Origin of the sequence: Cognaticolwellia mytili (assembly GCF_002104475.1) — a bacterium.
GTDB classification, from domain to species: Bacteria; Pseudomonadota; Gammaproteobacteria; order Enterobacterales; family Alteromonadaceae; genus Cognaticolwellia; species Cognaticolwellia mytili.
Window position 1 is genome coordinate 154,261 of sequence record NZ_NBOF01000003.1, and the last position, 25,541, is coordinate 179,801.

The window sequence follows — 25,541 nt, forward strand, 5'->3', positions numbered from 1 at the left end:
TATTAACCCCTCACAACACGGATACGAGGATCCCAAGCCACATAATATTTCTCACCATCAAGTTTAAAGCTAATCTGAATGATGACATCATCAATGTCATCTGCACCTTCGGTTAGCGAAGCTTTATAGATAACTTGTGTGCTGCTTTTTGATACTTGCTGTAAATCAAAGTTATTTTGCACAATACCTTTCCACTTACCCTTAGCGCCACTGTTATCGTTGTCTACAAGGATACAAGCAACGGTATTACCATTATTGATTTCAAATGGTGGCTTGATTATCTCAAGGCCGGTTTCACTTGAAGTATAATGAAAATATTTATCCTCTAGGTTTTCTGGAATATAAGAAACCGTATGGCCCTTGCCGTTAAATTGTACTTTTAGCTCTTCAGGATTTTTCGTTGTTGGCTTTGTTGCGGCCAGCTTAATATCGGCGGCAAGTTGGGCAAAGTTCATATGGACAGAAAAAGTGCTGTCTGGTGTTATTTCGCTATCTGTTTTTGCGTGACTCATATTGTTATTCCTGTGAGGTGCCTGTATGGCGATTAATAAAAATAAAAAGGGTTGATATCGATACTGAAATTATTCCTACTATCTATTACAACAATGAATTTATCATAACGGTTTATGATAAGTTCGCCAAATTTTTCTAGCATGATTAATGAGTTAACACACAAGAGACGTTGTATTATTGAGCAATAATATAAGTAAATAATGTTCACCTTGCTATAGTATTTACTTTGCTGCCAAAGTGCTTGATTCACTTGAATATCAACCACTCATTATCGAGAGTTCAGGTTAAATATTTTCCAGAGTAGTCAGTGAGGAGCTTAATGGGTAAATAATGCATTGACGCTAAATTTTTTTAGTGTTGTTTTAGTGCCTCTTAACAATTTTTTGGCAGGGTACTATTTTATTGTTACTGCTTATTAGAAAAAATACGGCTAATTTTTTCGGCAATGGTTAAGCGTGGTTTTTGCTCTGGATGTTTTTCTGCTTTTCTTTCTGACTTACTATAGCGTTTACTTTTCATGTTATTGGGTTCAAATAATTCAAGGGTAATAATGTCAGTACGCGCGAACAGCTCAGTTTGTTTTGGCTGATCTGATTGTTCTATGCTTGCTGCGGTATCACTTTCTTCTATTGCTATTTCAATGGCCGTTGTTGTATTTTTATTTTCATGCTTACTGCTAGTAAAATATTTTTTAGTCATGTTATTTTCTAAGTCTTTCTTCGCTGTAATAAGATCATCTTCTTTACTGAAAAAGCAATATAAATCAGTCTTAATTTCTATATCATCAAAGTGAAAACCTACTGGTAATGGATCTGTGCATGGTACGCCAGATTTATAATAGTCACGCATCGTTTTCATATAACTTATAAATGATTTAGGTACGCTCATGATATTCTCCAATTTACAGCCACTTTTCATTTCTTTTCAATTTTTCGCTATGCGGCATAATAGCGGCTGAGCGAGCGTAATAACCATTACATGGCATTACATGAAGCATGTATAAGCATTGTTATAGAAGAAACTCCTGACTTTAATGCAGTTAATACCAAACGGATTAACTTATCGGTTAACTTAGAACTACATTAGCGAGCTTAAAACAAGCAAAATGCGTTAAACATAGTTACTCTATATTTCATTCATTTTGTGCTGTTATTAGTTTGCTAATGAGCTCCCGAAGGGCGAGTTTAAAAAGCCTACATGCGGCGTTATTGATTTTGATAAGGGAATAGCCATTCTCTTCAATCAATGTCTTGCCTGTAAGCCTTTTAATTCTCGCTAAGTGATCAATAAATTAGTCCGGTTGGTATAATTGCAGTTAAAATCAATAGTAAAATACCCTCTCTATTTTTCCTTTAAATAAACCCTTGTAAATATTAATGAGAATGATTATCATTTGATTTAAGTTGTTTTTAATAAGGATATCTATGAAGAAGGTAATGACTATTTGGACTATTGCTTTAGCTGTTGTTTTGGCTATTGCTTTGAATGCTACCGCTTACGCTAAAAATCATCAGGTAAAGTTATTGACTAGCGATGATAATGGCCAAAATATGATTATGTCGCCAGGTTATTTAAAAATAGCACTAGGGGATTCGGTTACTTTTATTCCAGCAGATCCATCTCATAATGTTGAGTCAATTTCTATTCCTGAAAAAGCAGCAAAGTTTGTCAGCCCAATGGGGCAGAAATATAGCCATACCTTCAATGTAAATGGTGTTTATCTCTACAAATGTACACCGCATTTTGTGCTCGGTATGTGGGGTGTTATTCAAGTTGGTGATGCGGAAAATATCGAACAAGTAAACAAAGATTGGTCAACGCTTAGTACTGGCGTGGCAATGAACAAAGCGCGTGTAAGTGCCTATTTGTCTCAGGTGAAATAGGGATGAGTATGATGGAACACGCTCAATGGCAGTCATTGCTAACACTTGGTAATGAATGTTTTCACGATAAGCAATTAAATCAAGCGGAAGCTTTTTACTGGCAGGCTTATGATTTATTGAGCTTGGCTTGTCATGAAGAGCCACAGTCTTCTGATGTACTGATGGCGTGGATCTGCGCTTGCCATAATTTGGCTTTATTGTATGAAACCTTTGGTAATTTAGATTTGTCGCTGAAGTTTTTAATGACTCCCCATGAGTATTTGGTCGCGGTATCTGAATCTAAGCATTTTAATGACGATGTTAAGTTCACGGCTTTTAAAGGCATGGGTTTAACGCTACCGCCGATTTTATTATTTACTAAGAACCATAAAATTTGTGATGGCTGTCGTGAGCAACTGCCATTGCTAGAAAAAATTATTGCACAAGCGACTAGCTCTATTCATTAACAAGGAAAAATTATCATGTATCAATTACTCATTTTACTGACTGGCTTGGTTATCTCTATGCAAAGTTTTGCGCATGAAGGGCATGATCATAGCGATCCTATGTCTTCACTTATTCACTTATTTTGGTTAGCACCATTGATAATAGGCGCAGGATTGCTAGTGACATATGTTAAACGTCGTTATTTTTCGTCAACTAAAAATAACGCCGGAGTAAGCAATGATGATGTATAAAATATTAGCGCTGCTTGATAGTAAAAATCCCTTTGAGCAAGCTTCTGCCCACTGTGATATTCCCTGTAAAATTTATGACCCTATTTCAGCGCAGTTAGCGGTTCTCACGATGATCCGTATGGTTGATTTATTAACAGAATTAAAAACTAATGACTCATTAAGCTTTGAGCAGCAAGCAACGTTTAATCGCTTAGTGGGTGAGAAAGAAGCGCATGGTAAACAAATAAAAGCTGATATTAGCGTTATATGGGGTGATTATATTAAACAACCTCAGCTAGACAATCACCCTGAATTACATCAGTTGACTCATGAAATAATGTTGGCAGCTTCATTTGCCAAGCAGCATATTGACCGCGCAGCAACATTAACTTTATTAGATAAAGTTAATCAGTTTGCTGAAATATTTTGGCAAACAAAAGGTGTTGCTACTTATCGTGCAGTGAGTCCTTATCCGCCTGCTGAAATTCTGGTTTACCCTGATCTAAAAGCATAATGCTACAGCGCTTTACTATTAGCGGTTCAATGCTTGCTAATACTATCAGTTGAAGCTACGAGTAAGACGATTGAAGCGTTTAATATCTTTGATAAAAAACGCATTACCGTACTATTTATACCAGAGCTAAGCACATTATGAACCTTTCGTTGACACTTGCCCTAGCCAAGCAACATTCGTTAAAATTCAAGGCATTAGTACCGCATTATCGACGATTGCTGTTACCTGTTTTTCTTTGTGTATTATTGCTGCAAACACAAACTCGTGATCTTACCTTAAGCGTACTTTCTGATGCTTTTTGGCAGGTGGCGGTATTTGTTGCCATGACCTTAACTATCTACCATTTATTTGCCGATAAAATTAGCCATTTATATGTTAATAGTAAAGGTGAAAAAAAGCCGTTTAGGGAAATAGTGACCGCAAGTTTGATGGGAATTTTACCGGGGTGTGGCGGTGCAATTGTTGTTATTACGCAATATGTTAGTGGCCGAATGAGCTTTGGTGCTGTGGCGGCGGTGTTAACGTCAACCATGGGCGATGCGGCATTTTTGTTGCTAGCCGCTGAGCCTGTAACAGGTCTCGGCATTGTGGTGTTATGCTTTTTTGTTGGCATTGTATCGGGCAGTGCTGTTAACCGTATTCATGGGCCTGATTTTTTACGAAATACCATCACGCAGCCACAAACTAAGGCGGGTGTAGGAGAAGTTAAAGCCACTCGCTCTAAACGCTTAAAATTTCAAGGTTTACTTTGGCAATGGCTGATGATCCCTGGTGCTGTTATAGGCTTACTTATCGCCGGACAAGTTGATATTGTTGCGTTGTTTAATACCAGTGAAGCTGTTATCCAGGGAATAGGAGCTGCAATCACCTTAGGGTTTATATTTCTTTGGGCAGCAACGCGTGAAGTGACTAGTTATGAGTCTATAGTCTCAGAAGACAAAAAAAATCGGCAAAGTAAAGTTTTTCAAAAAGTAGCCGTGGATACTAACTTTGTCACGAGCTGGGTGGTGGTGGCATTTCTGCTTTTTGAGTTAGTGATGCTTTATGGCGATTTTAAAATTGAAAACCTCTTTCTGCGGTTTGGCAGTATTGCGCCATTAGCGGGTGTGTTGATTGGCATGATCCCAGGATGTGGGCCACAAATTATTACCACATCGCTATATTTGTCGGGAGCCATTCCGTTGTCTGCACAAATAGGCAATGCAATAAGCAACGATGGTGATGCTTTATTTCCTGCCATTGCGCTATCACCTAAAGTAGCCTTTGTTGCCACGATATATTCTTCAATACCCGCAATATTAGCGGCTTATGGTTACTATTGGTTATTTGAGTAAGAGAGATCTGGAGATTGCTATATTGAATTGAAAGCGCTACTTTGATGTGTTTTCGCAGCAGCCCCTTTTATACTATGAATATTCTAATAGGCATAAATAAAAACAAAAGCGGCTGGAATCAAAAAGCCAGCAACAACCAATAAACCTCGTGAACTTTTAATACCCTTTTTACCTTTCACCATGAATAATGCCGATAGTGCTAGATAAATAAGTAAAGCAGCATAAAAGTCAGAGTAATAGGTCCATGCACTTCTTGCGTCATTCAAATGTAAGAAATTAAAATTTTTTAGCAAAAAACGTGGTGATATTTGCTGTAAAACCACGGTGTTTTTAGCAACGTTTATGATTAGCGTCTGATTGTTTTTAGTGAATAATTTATAGGTTGTCGGTGTTTGCCAAAACCTTGCTTTGACGGTGCCACTAAGGCTAAGTTCTTTTAATAACCAAGGTTCAAAGTTGTCCTGATTAATCTTCTTTGCAATATTCGATATTGCATGTTCTGTTTGCGTGACCTGATAGTTTGGGTCCCAATCATTTACATGGTTAAGCGCAATGCCCGAAATTGCAAAAATTAAGGTCAAACCAACACAAAAGTAACCGATATCTCGATGCAAATTTCGGTTTAATCTAAACCAATTAATATTTTTTGCCATTAGTCGTTAATTGTCACACCAGTTGGAGATATTTGATAAACCGTAATTGCTTCTGTGACTGAATTTACATCAAACTCTTCTTGCTGCTCTTGTGCCGTGTAAGCTAAATATTTTTTTGATTGTGCTAAATCAAGTGGCAAAGCTTGTAACTTCCCTGTGGCGTAAGCCGTTTTTCCTAGTGATGTCATGGGGAACACCATATCGCCATCACGTACTTTGATTCGCAATGTTTGAAACTTTTTGTCTGATGCTAATTCCATCCAACATCCTCTTTTTTTGCAAACTTTTACAATAGCTCCTTTGACCGTTACATCGGTATCCATAAACTTTGTCGGCGACGCTAAAATGGCTGATATTTCGGCTAAATGCTTCATATCAGCACCCTTGCCATAGTTTTGTTCTGCATGAGCGGTATTTGTTAATGAGAAAATACTGCTCAATATCATAACGATAATAATTTTTAAACCTGACATTTTTGTTTCCTTATTTATTTAGACGTTTGAGGAAGATTAATTTTATCTTAATTCTAGCGTTTCGTTTATTCATTAAAAATTTCTTGAACTTGCAGTAATTCAATGACCTCAGGCTCAGGAATATTCTCCATGGGAAATGCACTACGTACTTGCTCAGTTAACGCTTTGGCAAATACTTGATATAACACCCGAGTTTTTACGGTAATCGGGTATTGAATATTACTCGGTAATTGATAGCTTTCTTGTCGGGTTTGGCCTGATTTAATACGGGTATCTTGACTAAGTTTTACATAGCGCCAAAAACGTAAACCTACAGGCTTATCATCTTTATCAACGCCAATTTTAATAAAACGTCGGGCGTCTTTGGGAATGTAACCATTGTTCATGACACCAGAGCTAAAAGCTTCCTTGCCGTTGGCATCAGTTGCAATAACTTCCAGCCACACTTGGCGCCTAGCACCGCCGGGCATGTCGTGGCCAGAATTAGCATTGGTAACATTAGCGGTGAAAGTATCACCTTGTTTTTCAACTGATAGCGTTAAAGCGGTTTTTAGTATGTCGATACTAAGCTTCTTATGCTCAGGATTACGCATGCCAGTGAAGTAGTAATTACCACCAGCAAAATGATGTGAGCGCATATTACTTTTTATCGGTCCGTCATCAGTTGATTGACCCGCTACTTTGTTGTCAAAATTAGTGACATCTTGAGTCATATGACAATCGATACAGGTTTTGTGTTGGCTTGGGTCATCAGGTGAGTTAAAAGGGGATGCTAACCATTCGCCAAAGTTGTCGTTTATTTTCGCACCGGGACCTGAGGTGAACTCGTTATGACAAGTAGCACAGTACAGTGAGCTTTGATAAAGCTCAGGCTTTGAATACGATACTTTATGGGCATTAGGTGCAGCATTAATTTGCTTCTTAGCTAACCACTGTAAAAACTGGTTATTACTGTCTTCAAAAATATAGCTTTGGCGATCTTTAATATTAACGGTTAAGTCAGTATTACCACCTGCGTCTTCAGCTTCAGTAACGCGGTGACAAAATACACAGCCAGTACCACGTTCGTTAACCGGTGTACCATGTTGATAAGCCGTGTTTAATGATGCGGCATTTTTTTCCCACATATCACCGAACTCAGTTAATGGGGAGTTATCATTGTTGATGACCATTTGTGGTGTATGGCAACCTCGACACAGCACCCTAAACTCTTCTCCCTCTATTTCAGCAGCCACATTCTCTTGGTAACGATAGTAGGGATGGTCCATGTTCATACCATGATTTGAATCGGCCCATTGGTCGTAAATGGTGCTATGGCAGTCTTTACATTGTGCTGAGTTTAGCCATTCTTTCGGGTGAGCATACTTTTTGTCGTCATCTAATTTTAACCAAGTAGACAGGTAAGGTAAGTTTTCTTGTGTTCGTACATAGCTATTTAACGCCCCCATCATTTTTGCGACAGCAACAGGAGGATTTAACATATCAATAGCCATTATGGTTTCTTCGGTGGCAGGATCTGCGCCCATACCGCCTTGAGTTTTTTGAATCATATCAATATAAGCCGCAACAGGGTCGCCAGCGATCATTTTGTAGGTATCAACATGACCTGTGGTGGCATTGGAAAACTTATCTTTGGTTGCATCTTCCATTAGCTGTTTATTAGTGAAATTAAAACCGTCGAAATGGCAAGAATTACAGCTCATCCAAAAATCACCGGCCATTGGATGGTCTTTATTTTTTTTGCTGTTGGCTTGATTGAATAAGGTTTTACCTAAACGAACTTGTGCAGGTAATGGGTCGTGGCTGACGAGATCGGCAAAGTTTGCTTGTTTAAGTTTTAGCTTGGCAAAAGGGCCAATGGCACCGGTATCAAAAGTGGCAATATTTAATGACATGGCGTTTTGTACAAACAAGACTTGGCCGTCGATAAGCAGGCCTTTAGGGTTATCACCCGGGACATTACGATATATTTGCGTGACTTTAGCACCGCCTTGCACTTTCTTGCGACGATGACGTCTTTTTTTCTTTTTTGAGTTTTTCTTTTGCAAAGCTTTCTTTTTGGTTAGTTCTCTGGATAAGTCAAAGACCATTAAGTCTTCTGATCCCGCTAATGAAATAATGACTTTTTTGCCATCATCATTAAAAAGTATGTCATGTGGATTTGAAACAATACGGACTTTATTGCCACTTTCAATAATATTAATCTGTTTAAATAATTGTTTACGTTGCTCGGTAATTTCTTGTTCTTTTCCCGGCGTTAAATCGATAAGTGATACGGCTGGAAAAACACTGGACTGAAACTGAAAGTCATGGCCGAAAGACCACAATACGTGCGGTAACCAAGCGGTAGAACCATCTGGACTAATGGCGATATTATCGAGTAAGCGTGGCTTACCTTGCGGTACTGATTTTGTCTCGTTACTTGCTGTATCAATCAATTGAATAACACGACTTAATGCTGGCGTAGCGTGATTAACATCATAAATAGATACTTGGCCAGATAAGCTATGGCTAACGAGCAATCGACCATCGTCGGTCAAAGCTAAGCCACGTGGCGTTGGTTCAGTTGTTACCGTATTGGTGATATCGCCATCTAACGAAATGGTAAGTAATTTATTGTCTTTGAAACTGGTGAGATAAAATTGTTGCTTTTTTTTATCAAATATAACGCCAAAAGGGCGGGCAGGGACATCAATAACCTTTCTTACTTTCAGTGAATTGGCATCAAGCAGTAGCGCTTTATTATTTTGAAAGTCACTGGCGAGGATAAGGTTTTTTTCTTCAGCCAGCGCGAGCCGACGAATATCTCGCCCAATGGTATTTTCAATAATTATTTTGCCGCTATCTCGGTTGATAATAGAAACACTACCGGCATCAAAATTAGCGCTGAAGATGTGACTTTTATCTTGATTAAAACTCATTGAACTACTTTTTTCTGTCGCCAAACTGGCAAGCGGAAATAGCTGAGAAAAAAGAACTATAAGTAGAAAAAATGGCCACTTTTGGCGTGTTAACATTGCTGTTCCGAATTTGTTAATTGAGACATTTGGTTAGGTAAAAATACAACACATGATTACTTTCTAAAGTTCAAAATGCTCCATCGTAATGCGTGTCTAAAAACTAATGGTGCTAATAGCCAAGAAGAATAAAAATGTAGCTCCTGGAGTAGCCAACCGATATCGTTTCCTGTATTGCCATAGAAAAACAAGTAGAAGCCACTCAACGTACAGATCACGAGTAGCCATTCTACAGCAGTGCCTGTTTGGCGAAGGAAGCTTTTTTTACTGCGCACAAGCAGTTTACGATGTGAACTCCAAAAAGCACCCACAACAATGCTAAATAAGGTTGCGCCAACAAGCATATGAGCGGGCAATAACCAACGTGATATTTGCCAACTCAGTTCAAGTTTATCCCAGAGTAAGACACCACTAATAAACATCAGATACAGTAAAAATTCGGCCGACTTATGACGGTAGGCAAGTTGTTTCCACCATGTTGATATTGTTATTGCAGGTGGCTTGGTAACTGTTGAAGTCTCTATGCTAATCATATCTTTAATCTTCACTGCTGAGTGCCGTATTTAGTAGTGTATTTAACGGCAAAAGCAGCGAGGTAATATCCGCTGCTTTATCTACGCACTATATGCGCTTAATCTACATGTTAATGGTCATTTTTGACCTAAACGGTTACTGAATACTGACTTTATTTGCCATGACCGCTGCTGTGCCGTATTTGCCACCTGCAGCAATGATTTGGTGCACGCCATCTTCATCAGTATCAGTGTTATTACTGCCTTTGATAACCAATTCACCGGTATCACCAATTGGCTCGGCAAGTTGCATAGCGCCATTAATTACGGTGCTAAACCAATTAACATAACGCGTGGTTAATGTTGTTAGTTCAAAAGCTGGGTTATGCTCACCTTCTTCATTTTTAAGGTGCAAAATTGCTTCACGTAATCCACCAGAAATAGCCGCGGCGGTATATGGCGTATGCTCGGTTGCTTGGCCTAGGTTGGTTGCCCAAGTTTTAAGATTTTTATCAAACATGTGCTTTTCAACGGCAAGATAAATGCTACGCGCTGCGGCTTTATATTTGTTATCTTTGGTGGCCAAAAATGCTGAAACTAAGCCGCGAATTGTGGCAAATTGAGCATCTAAGGAAACGTTACTGTCTTGAGTGACTTTTTTACCTAAAGTTGCACCGTCAACCACTAATCCTTTTGGAGTAATTAATTGCGCTAAGATGAAATCAGCTTGTGCTTTAATCATGCTAAGTGCCTGCTTGCCTGCCGGCGTTTTCAAATTGACTGAACCAGAGTCTGCTGATGCATAACCAACAGGCAGAGCGTCTTTTGCACGTTGATAAATAGTTAAAGCCACAATTGAATAAGCAGCATCATAACTGTCAACATAATTTCCTTGAACATAGCTTCCTTGTTTGCCTTGGTAGTCTGTCACGAAACTACCGTGGGTTTTATTAAAATGCAATGCTGATAAGTTTTTAAAGACTAAATTCGATAGGTTATTCGCTAAAGAAAATGCATCGTCGCTGACAATATCATTAGCTGGGCTGTTATCGGTATTTACTGTTGGTGCTTTTGCAAAAGGTGCGCCGTCAAATACCGCTAGCATTGCCGAATTTTGCCCGCTATTTGCCACACGTTGGTCAGTGAAGGCGAAAAACTCTGCCAATGGCCATAGCATTTGCCATGTATCGCGCAAGGTTGAACGACCATCAGTAACTTTCAACTTACCAAGAGCATTAACACCATTTCTTTTTGTTTCGCTAACCGCCACTTTATGTGGAAACCAAATTGCGCCTTGTTCTGGTGAGTAATCAGGGCCAAAATTTATGCCTAGGGCTTTACCGTTGTAAGCCAGTTGATTTTGCATGATGATAAGTTTGTCGATAGACATTTCCGTTAACATCATGCCATTAAAACCATCAGCAGCAGAAACACCTAAGCTGTGCACACCGTCTTGATCCATTATTGCCGAGTTAGCTTCAACTTCGTCATCAGTTTCAGTGATATGCATACCACCTAAGAAATCTTGTGACCACATCACTTCTTTTAAAAATATTGCGCCAATAGCAGCAGGATTAATGCTTTTATCGAAACTATCACTGTTCCACGCCAGTGTTTTGTAGTCATGTACGTATGCCGGTGTAACACTGATAATGGTTTTATCTTCACCTTTCGCGGTGGTGATATCTAATGTTTCTGCTTCGTCTACGCTAGTATCAGGTTGGGCAACAAACTCAGGATTACCAGACATATAAGGTAGCGATAACGGATAAACATTTTTAGGCACGTCTGATTGGCTTAAGCCAACAGCGTTTGCCATGAGGCTAATACGTTTTGCAAGTTGTTCAGTATTACCGCCACGTTTAAGGTTTAGCGGACCGTTAGCTAAGTGAGGGCCCATGGTCGATTGATAATTTAAGGCGTACATGGCTTCTTCTGAATACTCATAGCTTTCGATGCCAGCAGAAAAATCAAATGGCGTAGGGCTATTTGCTGTGGTTGGGTCAAGAATGTCTAAATCTAAACCTAGCGCCTCCGCTAGTGGCTCGCCAGATAATTCAAATTCGGTATAGGCTAAAAAGTTACTCGCAGGATTATGGCTTTTATCGATGAGCTTAATTTGTGCGGCACTAATTGCGCTTGAAAATAAGGTTGCGCTTGAGCATAAAGTCGCAATGACTGCGAGATGTAATACCGATTTTTTCACTTGTAATCCTTTAAATTCGCTTTTTAGACGATGAGTAAATATTGCCGCCATGTTAACGCATTTACTTTTTCATTAAAAGTAATGCGACTAATTCTTATTTGTGTTAACTATTCTAGATCAAAGAGGATTTAGTTAGTGTAAATAATTGTAATTTTGCCATTGAATAGCAGCTATTTAATCTTTACATTTGCGAAACACTTTACCTGCTCATAGATCATTGATGGGGTTATTGATTAAAGAGCTATTGCTTTTGGTAACGATTACACCGGGTTTGATAATGTTGGTATTGAGGTACTAAATGTTGGCTTCGATGACGGAGAAGATGAAGTAGATGAAGTAGATTTATTAATCAGTTATGACTTTGGTAGCGATATAACGGTTGAGTTAACTTTTCATCATATGCACGACGATGGCGACATGGCACTTGCTACGTTTAATATTGCGTTTTAATTAGTAAGCTAAACGTCTTCATAATTAAGGTGTACAGCTTGATTTCTACCATTTGACTTCGCTTGATAAAGTGCCTGATCTGCCGCGCTCATCATTTTTTTCATTGTCGTATCATTGTCGTAAGGTGTTAGTGTAGAACCTATGCTACAAGTGAGCTTAATATCAGCGTTTTCAGATATTTTAATATTACTAACATCGGTTAATATTTGTTCGGTAAATTTTTGTAATTCTTCATTCGATATATCTTGTAAAATTATCGCAAATTCTTCACCACCGATTCTGGCGTGGAAGTCTTGGTTACTTCTAAGCGCAAGGTTTACCGTATTTACTACTGCTTTTAAACATTCATCACCCATATCATGTCCGTAGGTGTCATTAACATTTTTAAAGTAATCTAGATCGTAAATGAGTAAGGCAACTGGCCTATTCACTTGGGATTGACTATTAAATAGTGCTTGGGCAAACTCCTCAAAGTGTCGACGATTAGCAATTGAAGTGAGGGAGTCTGTGCGGGCAAGTTGGCTTAAAACTGCTGTTCTTTTTTTTACTTTCCGTTCGAGCTCGCTCGATAAATTTAGTGTGCGCTTCAGGGTAACGAACATACATAATAAGCCAATGACAGAAAAAGCGATGAAAATAACATAGGCATACTGTACTGTTTTTGTTAACTCTTCATCGTCAGTACTTAATGGTATAGTTATATCAATAGCGCCACGCATGTCGCCAACTTGCCAGTCTTTTTTCGGACTTTCGGGATGTTTATTGTGGCAATCAACACAACTTTGCTCCATAAAAATTGGTTCAGCATGCCTAAGAACATTGGTTTCACCGAACATTTCCACACGCTCAAATACATGGTTGTTTTTGCTCAATTTTTGTAGTGCTGTTTTTTGAAAACTATCTTTTGGGCCGCCACTACTTTGTCTACTTTTAAAAGGGTAATTGCTAAAAGTATGCAGAATGAGTCCTTTTTCCGGTGCTGATATCGCTTCTCCAAGTTCAATAGCAAAAGTTGCAGGGTTTGGAATTGCGTAAGGCGTATCATGGTATTGCGACTGGACAGAAATATCAGGGTGCGCGCGTAAAGCTGCAACAGCATTTTTACTATAAGAAACTCGAGCTTGGGTTATCGTAGAAGCTAAAACTGTTGCAGTACGAGTTGCTAGTGCAGTCGAAGCTGAATACTGTAATTTTTTAATGGCAAATAGGGAAATTACAGCCATTAGCATAAAGAGTAAGGTAAATGTGGTGATGGCTTTAATATGAGAAGATTTCATTATTTGTAGATAATATATCACTTGAGTAAAAGTTAGCTATATCAATAGTAAAGCACAAAGTAGGAAACTTCCCACCATTTAGCTGCCAATGGTTACATTTATCAATACTTTCGCAAATAAATTGCGCTAGTCAGAGTAAACTTCTAATTCATGTTTATCTTTATTGTGCCGTATTTGGCACACTTTTATCAAACTATTGTGTCAACTCTAATGCAAGTAGACCACTCTAATGTCAAAGTTATTTCAATAATATTATATTAAACAATAGATTAGTTAATTAATTAATAAATGCTAGTGTTGATTTTGTAATGTAATGTAATGTAATAGCTTAGTATTAAATGAAAAACAGAAAATAGAGTTTCCCAATGGATACTCAGCTAATAAAACTAGCCAAGACTTTATGGAAAAAATTGGTATTTACTCTCTATTGCATTGTCGTTAAGAAAGCTGCCGTAATAAAGCAGTTCAAGCTTGATTGATGGCGAGTAACCTGAGAATTTTCAACATATTTAGCATAGTTATTTGTTTTTTCGCACTTTTTGTTGAGCTAGATCTGAAAGAACAGATATAAAATTTTAATTTTTAGTCTACACTCAAGAGCAAGTACATTTGAAAGTGGTCCATATAATGATGTTTAAAGGGTTTATATTATGAAGTTTAAAGGGTTTATGAATTTTTTTTTATTATGCTTTTTAACTACTAGCTATAGTAGTGTTGCTGAAGAATCTATCACGCTTGAGGAGTTGAAAATACAATTTGGTGTTTTACAAAAAAAAATTGCCCAGCTCGAAAAGCAACAATTGGCTAATACTGAATCTCAAGCTAAAGCTAAAAGAGCGCAAGTTGTACGAGAAAATAAGATCGCTGCTGAAACAGCCAAAAAAACCAATAGTTTGAAAGTTTACGGTACCTTACGTCCTACATTTGGTTATATTGACGAAGGTGGTGAAACGCAAGCTGATGTTCGCGATGCACTGTCGCATATAGGTGTAAAAGCAACAAGTGAGATTGATCAAGGCTGGAGCACGACACTACACGGTGAATGGGGTATTGATCTATCCAATAATGCTGATTTTGGTAAAGCAAGACAAGTATATGTGGCACTAAATAGCCCTATGGGGACTGTTGCTATTGGTAAGCAAAGGCCGGTGCAGTACTCATTTATTGCTGAATATGTTGATATATTTGATCATGCTAATAGTCCATATGCATATGATGCTGAAAGTGTTTTTTTTGTTGATAACTTACTGACCTATAAATATAAATATAATCATTTTACTTGGATGGCTGCGGCACAGTTTAATGGTGATAACGGTGATAACTATAGTGATTTAGTCAATTTAGGTTTTAGTTATGATGATAAAGGCTTACATGCTGCGGTAACTTATTTAACGCAAGATGCCAATTTTAATGGAAATACTATTGGTGATGATGAAGTGTATGCTGGCGCCTTGGCGTATGACTTTGATAATGGTCTATATTTAGCGCTCGGCTATCAAGATAAAGAATATCAAAGGGAAAATGGAGAGGCTGACAGAAATGGACACACTGTTGATTTATCTGCAGCGTACTGGTTAGCAAAAAATTATCGCTTAAAGCTAGGATACTTTGACTTTTCTGATGGTATTGATCATAACTTAAGTCGTGATTTTGATGGCTTTAATACAACGCTAGAATGGATACCAAAACCCTGGTTAAGATTCCACCTTGAGTACCTAAAACGAGACTTTGAAAATTTGGATGATTTTTCATCTCTATCAATAGGTTTTCGTTACGATTTTGCCAAGCAGTGGCAATATTAATTTATGCTGAAAAATTGGTAACGTTTTATGCAATCAAAATATGTCATTTGCGCTTTATTTATCTATTGTCAAAGCTTTGTATTATGGGCTGATAACGTAAAACAGGTGACTATTTTGGCGGATGATGGGTATCCACCTTATTCATATGTTGAAAATAATGAGCTAAAGGGAATATACGTTGATGTTGTTAGAGCTGCAGCGAAGTTAATCAGCAAGTCGTATCAAGTTACATTAGAAGGTGTTCCTTGGAAGCGAGCGTTAATGCAAGCAAAAGAAGGCAAAGTATTAGGTATTTTGCCTCCTTATAAGCACATTGCTGACCGAGATTATATCTGGCCTTACTCTATAGCAATAATGAGTGAAACGGTTGTTGCTTATTGTCAAAACGAAATTAACATTATTGAATACTTTAACTCATCTTCTGTGCAGAGATCACCGCCATCACCATTGAACATAGGTATAAATTCAGGGTACATTATTTTTAGCGAAGAAATTAAAAAGGCGATTGCAGATAAACGCATAGTGGTTTGGGAAAATAAAAGTACCGACGCTAATATCATGAAGTTGCAATCAAAACGCCTTGATTGCTACTTAAACGACAGACTAGCGATTCAATATGAATTAATGAAACTAAATCAAACTCATGATCTAAACTTTGATAATGTATCAGAGTCATTAATTGTTATGTCACAAACCGGACATATTGGTTATAGCGACAGTGGTAAATTTCCATTTAAAAGTGATTTTGTTCTTCGGATGGATAAAGCATTATCACAGGTGCTAAATTCTGCACAATATTTAAAAATAGTAGATCAATACATTCAGCACTGATTTGTATAATAAGTGCCGAGCATTAACTTGAGCTTTGATTTATTCTTGTGTGATTAAGTGGAAAAATGTACGTGATTTTATTGATGCGATGCCCAGAGAGTGCTTATTGCCCAATAAAGTGTGATAAAATTGTACTATCCTAATGTCGTTATTTTTACCAATATTTTATGTCCTTGAATAGCCTTTGCTTTACTTCCTTCGAACGAGATACATGCCAAGTTAATTTACCGGAAAAATTTACTTTTCCATTTTATTACCAGCCACACATCCTAGCGAATATGGCGGCAGAACAATTACAAGGTTATTTAAATAACCAAGCACAATGGCAATACGATATTGAATCTACAACCGAAAAAACGGCGTTAGAAGGCAAGATGTTTGGTGTGCTAGTGGTTAAAAACTCAGCCGAAGAACTTGGCTACTTAGCCGCATATTCAGGGCAAATAATTAGTTTATCTACAGATAACTTATTTGTTCCACCAGTATCTTCTATGCAATTAAACGATGATGCATACCTGACAGAGCAGGCACTGATTAATCGCATTAATGATGAAGTAACAGCAAAAGAAACTAGCTCACAGTTACGACAATATGTTGATGAAATAGCCGTTGCTACAAACGATTATCAAAGCCGTTTACTTACGCTACAAGCAACGATGGCAGATGGCCGAAAACAGCGTAAACAGCAACGTGAAGCGGCGAAAACATCTGTAAACGAAGATGAATATCAACAGCTAGAACGTGAACTTGCTGGCAAAAGTATTGAACAGAAAAAGCAATTACAAGCGTTAAAGAAATTTTGGCAAGAGAAAATTTCTGCATTGCAAAGCCATTTGAATGAACTCAATAGTGAAATTGCTGGCTTGAAAAAACTCAGACGTGCTAAATCTAAAGCCTTACAGAAAAAGCTATTTGCGCAATACGAATTTTTAAATGCCGATGGTGAAGTAAAAGATCTGAATCGTATCTTTGCTGACTTACCTGAGAAAACGCCACCATCGGGCGCGGGTGATTGCGCCGCTCCTAAATTATTGCAGTACGCTTATCAACATAACTTAACGCCAATTGCCATGGCTGAGTTTTGGTGGGGGCCAGCACCAAAATCGGCGATTAGACAACATAAGAATTATTATCCATCTTGTTATAGTAAATGCCAGCCAATATTAGGGCATATGCTGCAGGGGTTAGTGGTTGATGAAAATCCACTGTTAGTTAATCCCGCCGAAGGGAAAGACTTAACTATTGTTCATCAAGATGACGATATTTTAGTGGTAAATAAACCTGCAGAGTTTTTGTCTGTACCAGGGAAAAATATTGAAGATTCAGTATATTTGCGTATTAAAACGCAATTTCCACAGGCTTCAGGGCCGCTTATTGTTCATCGCTTAGATATGTCGACATCTGGCTTATTGGTTATCGCGTTAAATAAACGGGCTCATAAAGCGCTGCAAAAACAGTTTATTGAACGCACGGTAGAGAAGCGTTATGTCGCATTGGTTACTGGTAATGTTGCAGCTGAAAGTGGCACTATTGAATTACCACTGCGCTTAGATTTAGATGATAAGCCTCGACAATTAGTGTGTTATCAACATGGCAAAGCATCGACTACTTATTGGGAAGTGTTGGCGAGAGAAGATAATATTACTCGACTACATTTGTATCCGAAAACAGGTCGTACTCACCAACTTCGCGTACATTGTGCACATAAATTAGGTTTAAATATGCCGATTGTTGGTGATGATCATTATGGTGATAAGGCTGAACGCTTGCATTTGCATGCTGAATATTTAGCATTGCGGCACCCAATTAGTCGCGAAGAAATGACATTTGAAGTGCCAGCAGAATTTTAACGAAACCCTCTTTGCTCTAGTGTAATATTGCGCAACTTGAAGCCGTTATAAATAGTTAATTAGTTTATGACGGTTATGCTCTTAGTGCTGCTATCGCAATGTATTAGCTAGATTCTTTAGTGCAGTTTAGAGTTTTTTACCTAATCTTTTTTCTATTTGTTTCTTTTCCCAATCAGCACCAAAAAAGCTATAAACTTCAAAAACACTAATGCCGTGAGAAATTAGTCCTACACCCCAGCCTAAAGCAGCCCACCAAGCCCAATAATACCCAGGGCTGGTTAAAAAATTGATGAGGAATAATCCCATTACAACTACCGTATAATTAATAAGGTGACTGTAAAATCCTTTAATGTCTTTAACATGTTCTATAACACGGTTTTCTTCTTCACTAAATTTATCTGAATTATTCATGTTTTCCTCCGGCAGCAGTTCATTTAATTCAACTTCAAAGACAGCGGCAAGAGATTTTAATGATTCCAGGCCCGCTTTTTGACCTCGTTCAATACGTTGAATGGTTCTAATATTTATACCCAAGCGACTTGAAGGTGCAAGATTCAGCAAGTCGAAAAAGGGTTAGAACCAAGGCATTGATTGAATATAATGGTTCTCCCATTGTAAAAATTAATAACGCCGGAGATGACCCTTTATCGCCTTGCCCTACGGGAGCTAAGCTAGAAAAACAGTTCAGCGTTGCAGCACTTGGTAAGGGAATAACCATTACCTGCGTGCCGCGTCTTGCTCTGATTTCCTAGCTTAACTCTGAAATTACACCCTCAAGTCGCCTGGGTATTAGCCACTAAATTGGGCTAATTGCTCTTGAGACCAAGCACGTTTAAGTCTTAATTTTCGAACGATCATTTACTTTTCCTTGTTGCTGTTCGTTTTGAATTATTCACTGGGAGATAATTTTTTGCTACGACTTTTATCCGACATTCATATGACAGTTCTTTAATTTCAATGAGTTATGGCTTTTACGTTTCTTGTTAAATATTAATGTCTTTAAGTAATTCGGCTGCATCGTCAAACTCATAAACCTCAACTTTAGCCATAATGTCTTTAAGTTGCTGGTTGTAGGTTTGCTGCATCGTCATTGGCAATAATGCTTGAATGGTATCAACGGCGGCAACATCATAATTTTCTACATCGGTTTTTAATTGTGCAAGGAGTGTTTTGCACGCTGAAATATTAAAGCCCTCATTTGCTAGTGCTGGCGCTTGTAGTGATTTTAGCGCCACTTGTATGCGTGCCAATTCATCTTTGCTTTGCGATAGGGCTACTGAACTTATTTGTTGCTGATTTGCATTGTTCTCTATTGTTTGGCACAGGCTATAAAGCTGTTTTGCACCAATATTGCCTGCTACGCCTCTCAATGTATGCGCAAGGCGTTCAACCAATGCAAAGTTATTTTGGCTTTCAGCTTCAATCATTGGTGTAATTGCATCTGTGTAGTTGCGTTTAAATTTAAGCAATAAGCGCTGATAAAGCTGATGATTATTTTGTGCAATAGCTAAGCCCGCTTTGGTGTCTATACCATCGAGCGTTGGGAAGGTAGTCGACTCGTCTAATTTGATGTGTGACATAGCAACGCCTTTACCAATGCCACTAGGTTTCAGCCAATGTGCTAATTTAGTGAATAATTCATTGGTATTAATTGGTTTTCCTATGTGCTCATTCATACCCGATTGCAAAGCTTTTTCTCTGTCACCTGTCATAACATTGGCTGTCATAGCGATAATAGGTAATGTGGTAAACTTTGGATTTTGGCGTATTTCTCTGGTTGCCGTATAGCCATCTTTTACTGGCATTTGGCAATCCATAAGTACACCATCAAATGCTTGGCTATTTAAGCTGTCAATTGCTTCTTGGCCATTGTTCGCCACAATAACCTCAATGCCGTGGTGACTTAATAATTCTGTAGCAAGCTCTTGGTTAATTTCGTTATCTTCAACTAACAATATTTTTGCACCCTGCAAGGTGTCTATCGCAAGTTGTTCATCTTGCGGCAATAAATTAAATTTCATTCGTCGTAAGCTTTTATGCCCCAATGTGATTAATAAACTATCAAGTAAATTGGATGAAGTTATTGGCTTACAAGTAATATAATAGTTTTCATCGCCATCCAAAGCCTGCATCGTTACCTCACGTCTATGAGGTAAAATATGTAGTATTGGTAGTTTTTTGCAACTATCACGCAAGGTAGAAATATCTTGGTAACTTTGCTCATCGCTAACTTTAGATACGTCAAATATTAAGGCATCGAAAGAGCTTTCTTGTTGTGATAATTCAGGTAGCGCTTCTTCAACTGAAGAGTAAACTTCCAATACAAAACCAAAAGAATTAATGATTCTTTGCAAGATAGATTTATAAGTGTCGTTATCTTCTATCAGTGCCAACTTCAGGCCTTGAATGGATGATAAATAAGGCCTGTTTTCTTGAATTTGCTCTTGCGATTGGGTTTGGTAGCTCAAAGTGAAATGAAATTGGCTACCAACTTGCTCTTGGCTTTCTAACCATATTTCTCCGCTTAGCAACTCTACTAAGCGTTTACATATAGCTAAGCCTAAACCAGTACCGCCATATTTTCTTGTTGTTGATGCATCGGCTTGGCTAAATGATTGAAATAATTTTTTCTGCTGCTCTTTATTCATACCTATGCCGGTATCACAAATAGAAAACTTTAAGGTTATGGTGTCGTCATGCTTATTGACGCAAGATATATGAATTCTTATTTCCCCATGTTCGGTGAATTTAGCGGCATTAGTACCAAGGTTGGTCAGTATTTGTCCTAGGCGAAGAGGATCGCCAATTAAATCAATTGGAACATTTTGTTCAACATCGAAGATTAATTCAGTGTTTTTCTCACTAAGTTTATCTATTAGCAAATGACTAAGGTTATCGAGCGTATCGTCAAGGCAAAATGGAATTGACTCAATGTCGAGCTTATTGGCTTCAATTTTAGAAAAATCAAGAATATCATTTATTATGCCTAGTAGGGATTCAGCTGATTTGTTAACTTTAAAAATATAGTTTTCCTGCTTTACAGATAACTCGGTTTTGAGTGCTAACGCTGACATGCCAATAATAGCATTCATAGGTGTGCGAATTTCGTGGGACATATTAGCTAAAAAGTGTGACTTAGCTTTGACTGCATCTTCTGCTAAAGATTTGGCATGCGCGAGAGTTTTCTCTGCCATTTTCTGTTCACTAATGTCGACGAAAGTACCTAGTACACCGCCAACATTGCCGTCAGATTTTTCAAAGCCTTTGACCCAGTACATGGTGGAATGCTCTAAGCCGTCGGCATAAGATAAAGAAATTTCCTTTTTGATCATACCCTTTGAAGAAATTACTTCAATATCCTCCTGTTGGTAGCTTTGGCGATCGACTAGCGGCAGGTAATCTAGTTCAAGTACAGTTTTGCCAATGATGTCTTCTCTTTTTACATCAAAGGTTTGCTCATAAGCCGTATTGACATTAATAAACCTAGTATCAGGTCCCTTAACAAAAACAGGGTAGGGAATTGTATCTGCTAAAGCTTGCTGAAAGATAATTTGTTCCGCCAATGCTGCGTCATTTAACTTTCGGGCGGTTATGTCGCGAATAATGGCGACAATAAAACGGTCATTATGAATATCAACGGCACTTACCGTTACTTCAGCAGAGAACTCGCTGCCAGATTTTCGTCGACCGACTAACTCTAATAGCTGTTTCTCTTTACTTTTTTGATGAATTAATTTATCAAATAACTTTAGGCTTGATTCTCCCGGTAGTAACTGTTCTATTTTCTGCCCTATAAGCTCCGGCTTTTCGTAGCCGAACATAGTCAGAACTTGTGAGTTAACGATGCTTTGTTCTCGATACTTATCTATCATTAAAATGGCGTCTGGTGCTGACTCCATCAAGGCAAAAAATTGTGCTTTTGCCGCATTTCTTTGCGTAACATCAATTAATGTTAATCGTACTTCTGCCAAAGCATTATTTTCGTCGTAAACAGGTAGAGCAGACATCATAGTGTCTATTGTTTGGTTAATATTTATCTCTACTGGAATTTCACATTCTAAAAGCTGTGATTTAGATTGAAATATTTGATGGACGTAATGTTCGGTCGCAACAAAATCTTGCCAATTAAGTGAGGTAAATATCTCGCGAGGGCGCTTAAAAAGCTGTGCAAAGGCGCAGTTGTGTTTAATGAAATCACCTTTAGCGTTTAATGTTGCATAAGCAACGGGGGCATGTTCGTAAAGCTCCCATAGAGCTCGCTCTCGTAAATGTAGTTCAGCGGTACGTTGCTCTACGACTTTTTCTAATTCTTCTTTGGAGCGCCGCATATATTTAGTTGAACGTTGGCCAACTCTGACGGTGAATATATTAGAGGTTAAAGTTAGCAACAAGGTGACAAAAGATATTAGCATCAACTTATTACGGAGTGAGTTAACGCCAGACATTACTTCTTTTGTGTCTATTTCGGTGGCGATGCCAATACCGAAATCTTTAACCCATAGCCAAGCCCCAAATACTTTTACACCTCGGTAGTCGTTATAGCCCAAAACATTAGAACTGACCTTTTTATTACTGGTAATGGGAGAGTCCAGTGAGTGGGCGGTATTGAGTAACTCGTGCGCCATATGAGTAAAGGTAAGCTGATTAGAATTTATTTCGATATTAGGATTTTTACTTATATCAATTACAGGATCTTTAAGTAAGATAAGCTTGTTTTTTTCATTTTTATCACTGAAAAACTTCAGTGTTGATATCCTTTCATCAAAGCGGCTTTTTGATAACATTTCTCCTTGATTATTGATTAAGTAACTTTCACCGGAGGCGCCGATACGACCCTGTTGCATAATTTCGGAAATTTTCCCGCTTGTTCTAATTCTTAAGGTTAGTGCAGCGATCACCTGCTGATTTCTATCTCTGATTGGCGTGACGATAAACATACTGTATTGATCAATTGGATTTGAAGTTTTACCGAATGATAAATTAATACCCGACTTTATTGGGGAGACAAAGCGAGTTTCACCGTTTAAGACGGCATCTAATACTTCAGGTTGTTGCTGAGCAATTAAGCTAGTTTGACCTAAGTTTTCATTACGACTTGAGCCAATATTAATGTAATCGTGATTGATGATAAAAAAATCTTGTCCTTCAATGCTGCTTTGACGAAAGTATTGGCGAATTTCCTGTAACGGCTGAGAAGTTATCAGCTCATCTGATAGGGTTGATTGTTGTAATAACTTTTCAGTCAAATGGATCATTTTTTCGTCAGTGCTAATTTGCTTTAACAGGCTTTCTTGGTCTTTTATCCAATCATTGAGTCGAGTTCTTGTTGCTTCAACAACAAACTCAAGATTCTTTTTCATGTCAGCTTGCGTGCTTTTTTCATTCTCTTGTAAAGTGAGGTAAATAACACTGAAAATAATGGCAACATTTAGCACCGAAATTGAGTGAACAATGAATGGAAATTTCCGTGATGCCATAAAAATAGCTAAGCGCTTTGAGGTGATTAATTTAGGTAAAAATAGTGTGATGATTATCAATAGTAACGATATTGCGACCATGGTTATTATTAAGAATGCACTGTTGTTCGCGCTAGCATACTTAGGAGAGAAATTTTCTAATGCTTGAGCTAATAGCATGTTCTCTGGAAGGAAAGGTGAATCTATCATGTTAAGTTGATGATAGATTTCTGTTATTTTTTCCATTCGTGTTTGTGCAATTGAACCTATGGGAATGAATTTCGATAAAATAATTTTACTAACCTGATCAGCTTCATAGGCTAAATGTTCGTAGGAACGCCTTTGATTATCATATTTATCTATAATTAATTTTATGATTTCAGCTTGGTTATCTAATGCATATTGCCACCCTTTTAAGGTTGCTTGTCGGATGGCTTGTACTCGTTCAGGGTGATTTCTGACTTCATTTTCGGTAGTAAACAAATTATCACCATAAAAATCGATACCGTAATCTCTGGGATCAATACTGAAAATATCGGTGTTTGCTCTGGAGAATTGAAAAGGCTCATCAGTATTATATATTGGCATTGCATCGGTTTCTTTCGAAATTAAACTTTCTATTTCATGACCTTCTGCTTGCCAAGTAAAGGCAGATAGGTTCGACTCTGTTTGCAAAAGCATAGCGAGGATGGAGGCATAATTTATATTTGCAGGATCTAACATGATACGTTTACCGATTAAATCAAACGGTGTTGAAATATTAGATGAGCGAAGTGTGGCAAGTGTTGCCGGCGAATGCTGAAAAATTTGTGCAACAAGAACAACCGGAGCACCTTTATTTTTGGCAATAATTAATGCTGAATCACTGACGCCGTAATGAGCTTTATCTTTACCTACATGGCCTATCACATTGGAGTTATCGGTCAGTTCAAGTAACTCAACATCCAAGCCTAGTTCTTGGTAAAAGCCTTTTTCTTTAGCTGCATAGTAACCAGCAAAGGCAAATTGATGAAACCAGTTCAGTTGAATGGAAACTTTTTCAGCATTTTGCCCCCAACTTTGATGACTTGTTATCAAGCAAAGTAAAATGGGCAAGTAGACAATACTTTGTTTTAATTTAAAAAAAGATAACATAGTTTTTAACTGCTTAATGTTGATAGCTATACATCCCCATGCTACTTGAAGAAACATGAACATGCTATTTAAGGCAATGAGTTTTTCAGCGCTCGTTACTGTTTTTAAAGTGAACCGATCATGGTTGCTGCTGTGAATGTGTTTTTTCTTATTTCTAATAGAAGTACAATACTTAATTTTCGAGTTGTGATTTTTATATGTTTATCTGAGGTAAAACTACTAACTTTATCAGCTTATTTGATAGACTAAGGTGAAATTGTTTAGCAAAATTAGGTGGTTAGTTTGTCAGAGTTTAATGTTTATTTATTGCGCCACGGTGAGCTTATGCAAAAAGGTATTCTTTGCGGACGTACTGATATCGAGCTTTGCGATGTTGGCAAGCAGCAACTTACTAATGCTACGAATAAGTTAGCTAATATTTCACAATGCTTTAGTTCACCGCTTATTCGCTGTCGAGAATTTGCTGAGCAGTTCTGCCAAAAAAATGGACTCACGCTACAAGTATCCGAACAATTAAGAGAAATGAATTTTGGTGACTGGGATGGGAAAAGCTATCAAACATTGTGGAAAACGCAAATATCTCCAGATGAAAAAATACCAAGCTTAGGTGCCTTTTGGCAAAACCCTTGGCAATGTTCGCCACCCAATGGAGAGTCAATGGCAAGCTTTATTGGTCGTGTTGATGGCTTTTGGCTGCGTTTATTATCGCAACTTAGCCAAGCTCATATTGAAAAAAATGACGCACAAAATACTTTAGTGTTTAGTCACGGTGGTGTGATTAGATACCTATTGGCTAAAGTCTTAGAACTCCCTATTCCTGGTACTACTCATATGACTCATTTAGATGTTCCTTATGGGGGATTAATTCATATTCAAATTTTCATTGACGATGACGGTAAAGCTTGGCAAAAGTTAATGCTCTAATTTAGCGATAATAAACAGTGTTTATTTTAGTCCTTTAGTACGATATTTAATTGTTA

19 protein-coding genes are annotated in these 25,541 nt (G+C 37.9%); 9 read left to right on the forward strand and 10 right to left on the reverse strand.

Annotated features, from left to right (window positions below; all coding sequences use genetic code 11):
* Window positions 1-2: 2 nt before the first annotated feature.
* Complete coding sequence (locus tag B7C41_RS10295; RefSeq protein ID WP_085298848.1) at window positions 3-512, reverse strand: hypothetical protein; 510 nt, start codon at window positions 510-512, stop codon at window positions 3-5.
* A 406-nt stretch (window positions 513-918) separates the two neighbouring features.
* A complete protein-coding gene (locus tag B7C41_RS10300) occupies window positions 919-1,401 on the reverse strand; it encodes a hypothetical protein (RefSeq protein WP_085298849.1) in 483 nt (160 codons plus the stop codon).
* 536 nt (window positions 1,402-1,937) lie between these two features.
* Between B7C41_RS10300 and B7C41_RS10305 the strand changes: the two genes are divergently transcribed.
* From B7C41_RS10305 to B7C41_RS10325, 5 genes are all read left to right on the forward strand, one after another.
* The gene (locus tag B7C41_RS10305; protein WP_085298850.1) at window positions 1,938-2,396 is read left to right on the forward strand and encodes a plastocyanin/azurin family copper-binding protein; all 459 of its coding nucleotides are present in this window, start codon (window positions 1,938-1,940) and stop codon (window positions 2,394-2,396) included.
* Between the two features lie 8 nt (window positions 2,397-2,404).
* Complete coding sequence (locus B7C41_RS10310; RefSeq protein WP_143764373.1) at window positions 2,405-2,842, forward strand: hypothetical protein; 438 nt, start codon at window positions 2,405-2,407, stop codon at window positions 2,840-2,842.
* 15 nt (window positions 2,843-2,857) lie between these two features.
* Window positions 2,858-3,073 (forward strand): hypothetical protein, encoded by a 216-nt coding sequence (locus B7C41_RS10315; RefSeq protein WP_085298852.1) that lies wholly within the window; start codon window positions 2,858-2,860, stop codon window positions 3,071-3,073.
* A complete protein-coding gene (gene sodN, locus B7C41_RS10320) occupies window positions 3,063-3,566 on the forward strand; it encodes a superoxide dismutase, Ni (RefSeq protein WP_085299441.1) in 504 nt (167 codons plus the stop codon). Before B7C41_RS10315 ends, sodN begins: the two co-directional genes overlap by 11 nt.
* A gap of 137 nt (window positions 3,567-3,703) precedes the next feature.
* Window positions 3,704-4,900, forward strand: a complete 1,197-nt coding sequence (locus B7C41_RS10325; RefSeq protein WP_085298853.1) for a putative manganese transporter — start codon at window positions 3,704-3,706, stop codon at window positions 4,898-4,900.
* Window positions 4,901-4,983: 83 nt separating this feature from the next.
* Here the strand turns inward: B7C41_RS10325 and B7C41_RS10330 are convergent, their stop codons facing one another.
* The 6 genes from B7C41_RS10330 to B7C41_RS10355 form a co-directional block, all read right to left on the reverse strand.
* Entirely contained in the window at window positions 4,984-5,553 is a 570-nt protein-coding gene (locus tag B7C41_RS10330; RefSeq protein WP_085298854.1) for a PepSY-associated TM helix domain-containing protein, read from the reverse strand.
* Window positions 5,553-6,026 (reverse strand): DUF4920 domain-containing protein, encoded by a 474-nt coding sequence (locus tag B7C41_RS10335; RefSeq protein ID WP_085298855.1) that lies wholly within the window; start codon window positions 6,024-6,026, stop codon window positions 5,553-5,555. The genes B7C41_RS10330 and B7C41_RS10335 overlap by 1 nt, the downstream gene beginning before the upstream one ends.
* A 65-nt stretch (window positions 6,027-6,091) precedes the next feature.
* Window positions 6,092-9,043 carry a multiheme c-type cytochrome gene (locus B7C41_RS10340; protein WP_085298856.1) on the reverse strand — a complete coding sequence of 984 codons (2,952 nt, stop codon included), beginning with the start codon at window positions 9,041-9,043 and terminating at the stop codon, window positions 6,092-6,094.
* 56 nt (window positions 9,044-9,099) lie between these two features.
* Window positions 9,100-9,576, reverse strand: coding sequence for a hypothetical protein (locus tag B7C41_RS10345; RefSeq protein WP_143764374.1), 477 nt, complete (start codon window positions 9,574-9,576; stop codon window positions 9,100-9,102).
* Window positions 9,577-9,712: 136 nt separating this feature from the next.
* Window positions 9,713-11,812, reverse strand: a complete 2,100-nt coding sequence (locus tag B7C41_RS10350; RefSeq protein ID WP_235839687.1) for a hypothetical protein — start codon at window positions 11,810-11,812, stop codon at window positions 9,713-9,715.
* A gap of 407 nt (window positions 11,813-12,219) precedes the next feature.
* Window positions 12,220-13,488 (reverse strand): diguanylate cyclase domain-containing protein, encoded by a 1,269-nt coding sequence (locus tag B7C41_RS10355; protein WP_085298857.1) that lies wholly within the window; start codon window positions 13,486-13,488, stop codon window positions 12,220-12,222.
* 668 nt (window positions 13,489-14,156) lie between these two features.
* Here B7C41_RS10355 and B7C41_RS10360 point away from each other — a divergent pair.
* The 3 genes from B7C41_RS10360 to B7C41_RS10370 all read left to right on the forward strand — a co-directional run bounded on the left by B7C41_RS10360 (window position 14,157) and on the right by B7C41_RS10370 (window position 17,971).
* Window positions 14,157-15,290: a porin gene (locus B7C41_RS10360; RefSeq protein WP_235839688.1), complete on the forward strand. Its 1,134-nt coding sequence runs from the start codon at window positions 14,157-14,159 to the stop codon at window positions 15,288-15,290.
* A 27-nt stretch (window positions 15,291-15,317) separates the two neighbouring features.
* Window positions 15,318-16,121, forward strand: coding sequence for a substrate-binding periplasmic protein (locus B7C41_RS10365; RefSeq protein WP_143764375.1), 804 nt, complete (start codon window positions 15,318-15,320; stop codon window positions 16,119-16,121).
* Window positions 16,122-16,288: 167 nt separating this feature from the next.
* Entirely contained in the window at window positions 16,289-17,971 is a 1,683-nt protein-coding gene (locus B7C41_RS10370) for a pseudouridine synthase (protein WP_085298859.1), read from the forward strand.
* 126 nt (window positions 17,972-18,097) lie between these two features.
* Here B7C41_RS10370 and B7C41_RS10375 read toward each other — a convergent pair whose 3' ends face one another.
* The gene (locus tag B7C41_RS10375; protein ID WP_085298860.1) at window positions 18,098-18,532 is read right to left on the reverse strand and encodes a 2TM domain-containing protein; all 435 of its coding nucleotides are present in this window, start codon (window positions 18,530-18,532) and stop codon (window positions 18,098-18,100) included.
* A 422-nt stretch (window positions 18,533-18,954) separates the two neighbouring features.
* Complete coding sequence (locus tag B7C41_RS10385; protein WP_158089115.1) at window positions 18,955-24,561, reverse strand: ABC transporter substrate-binding protein; 5,607 nt, start codon at window positions 24,559-24,561, stop codon at window positions 18,955-18,957.
* Window positions 24,562-24,843: 282 nt separating this feature from the next.
* Between B7C41_RS10385 and cobC the strand changes: the two genes are divergently transcribed.
* Window positions 24,844-25,485 (forward strand): alpha-ribazole phosphatase family protein, encoded by a 642-nt coding sequence (cobC, locus tag B7C41_RS10390; RefSeq protein WP_143764376.1) that lies wholly within the window; start codon window positions 24,844-24,846, stop codon window positions 25,483-25,485.
* The last annotated feature ends 56 nt before the right edge of the window (window positions 25,486-25,541 follow it).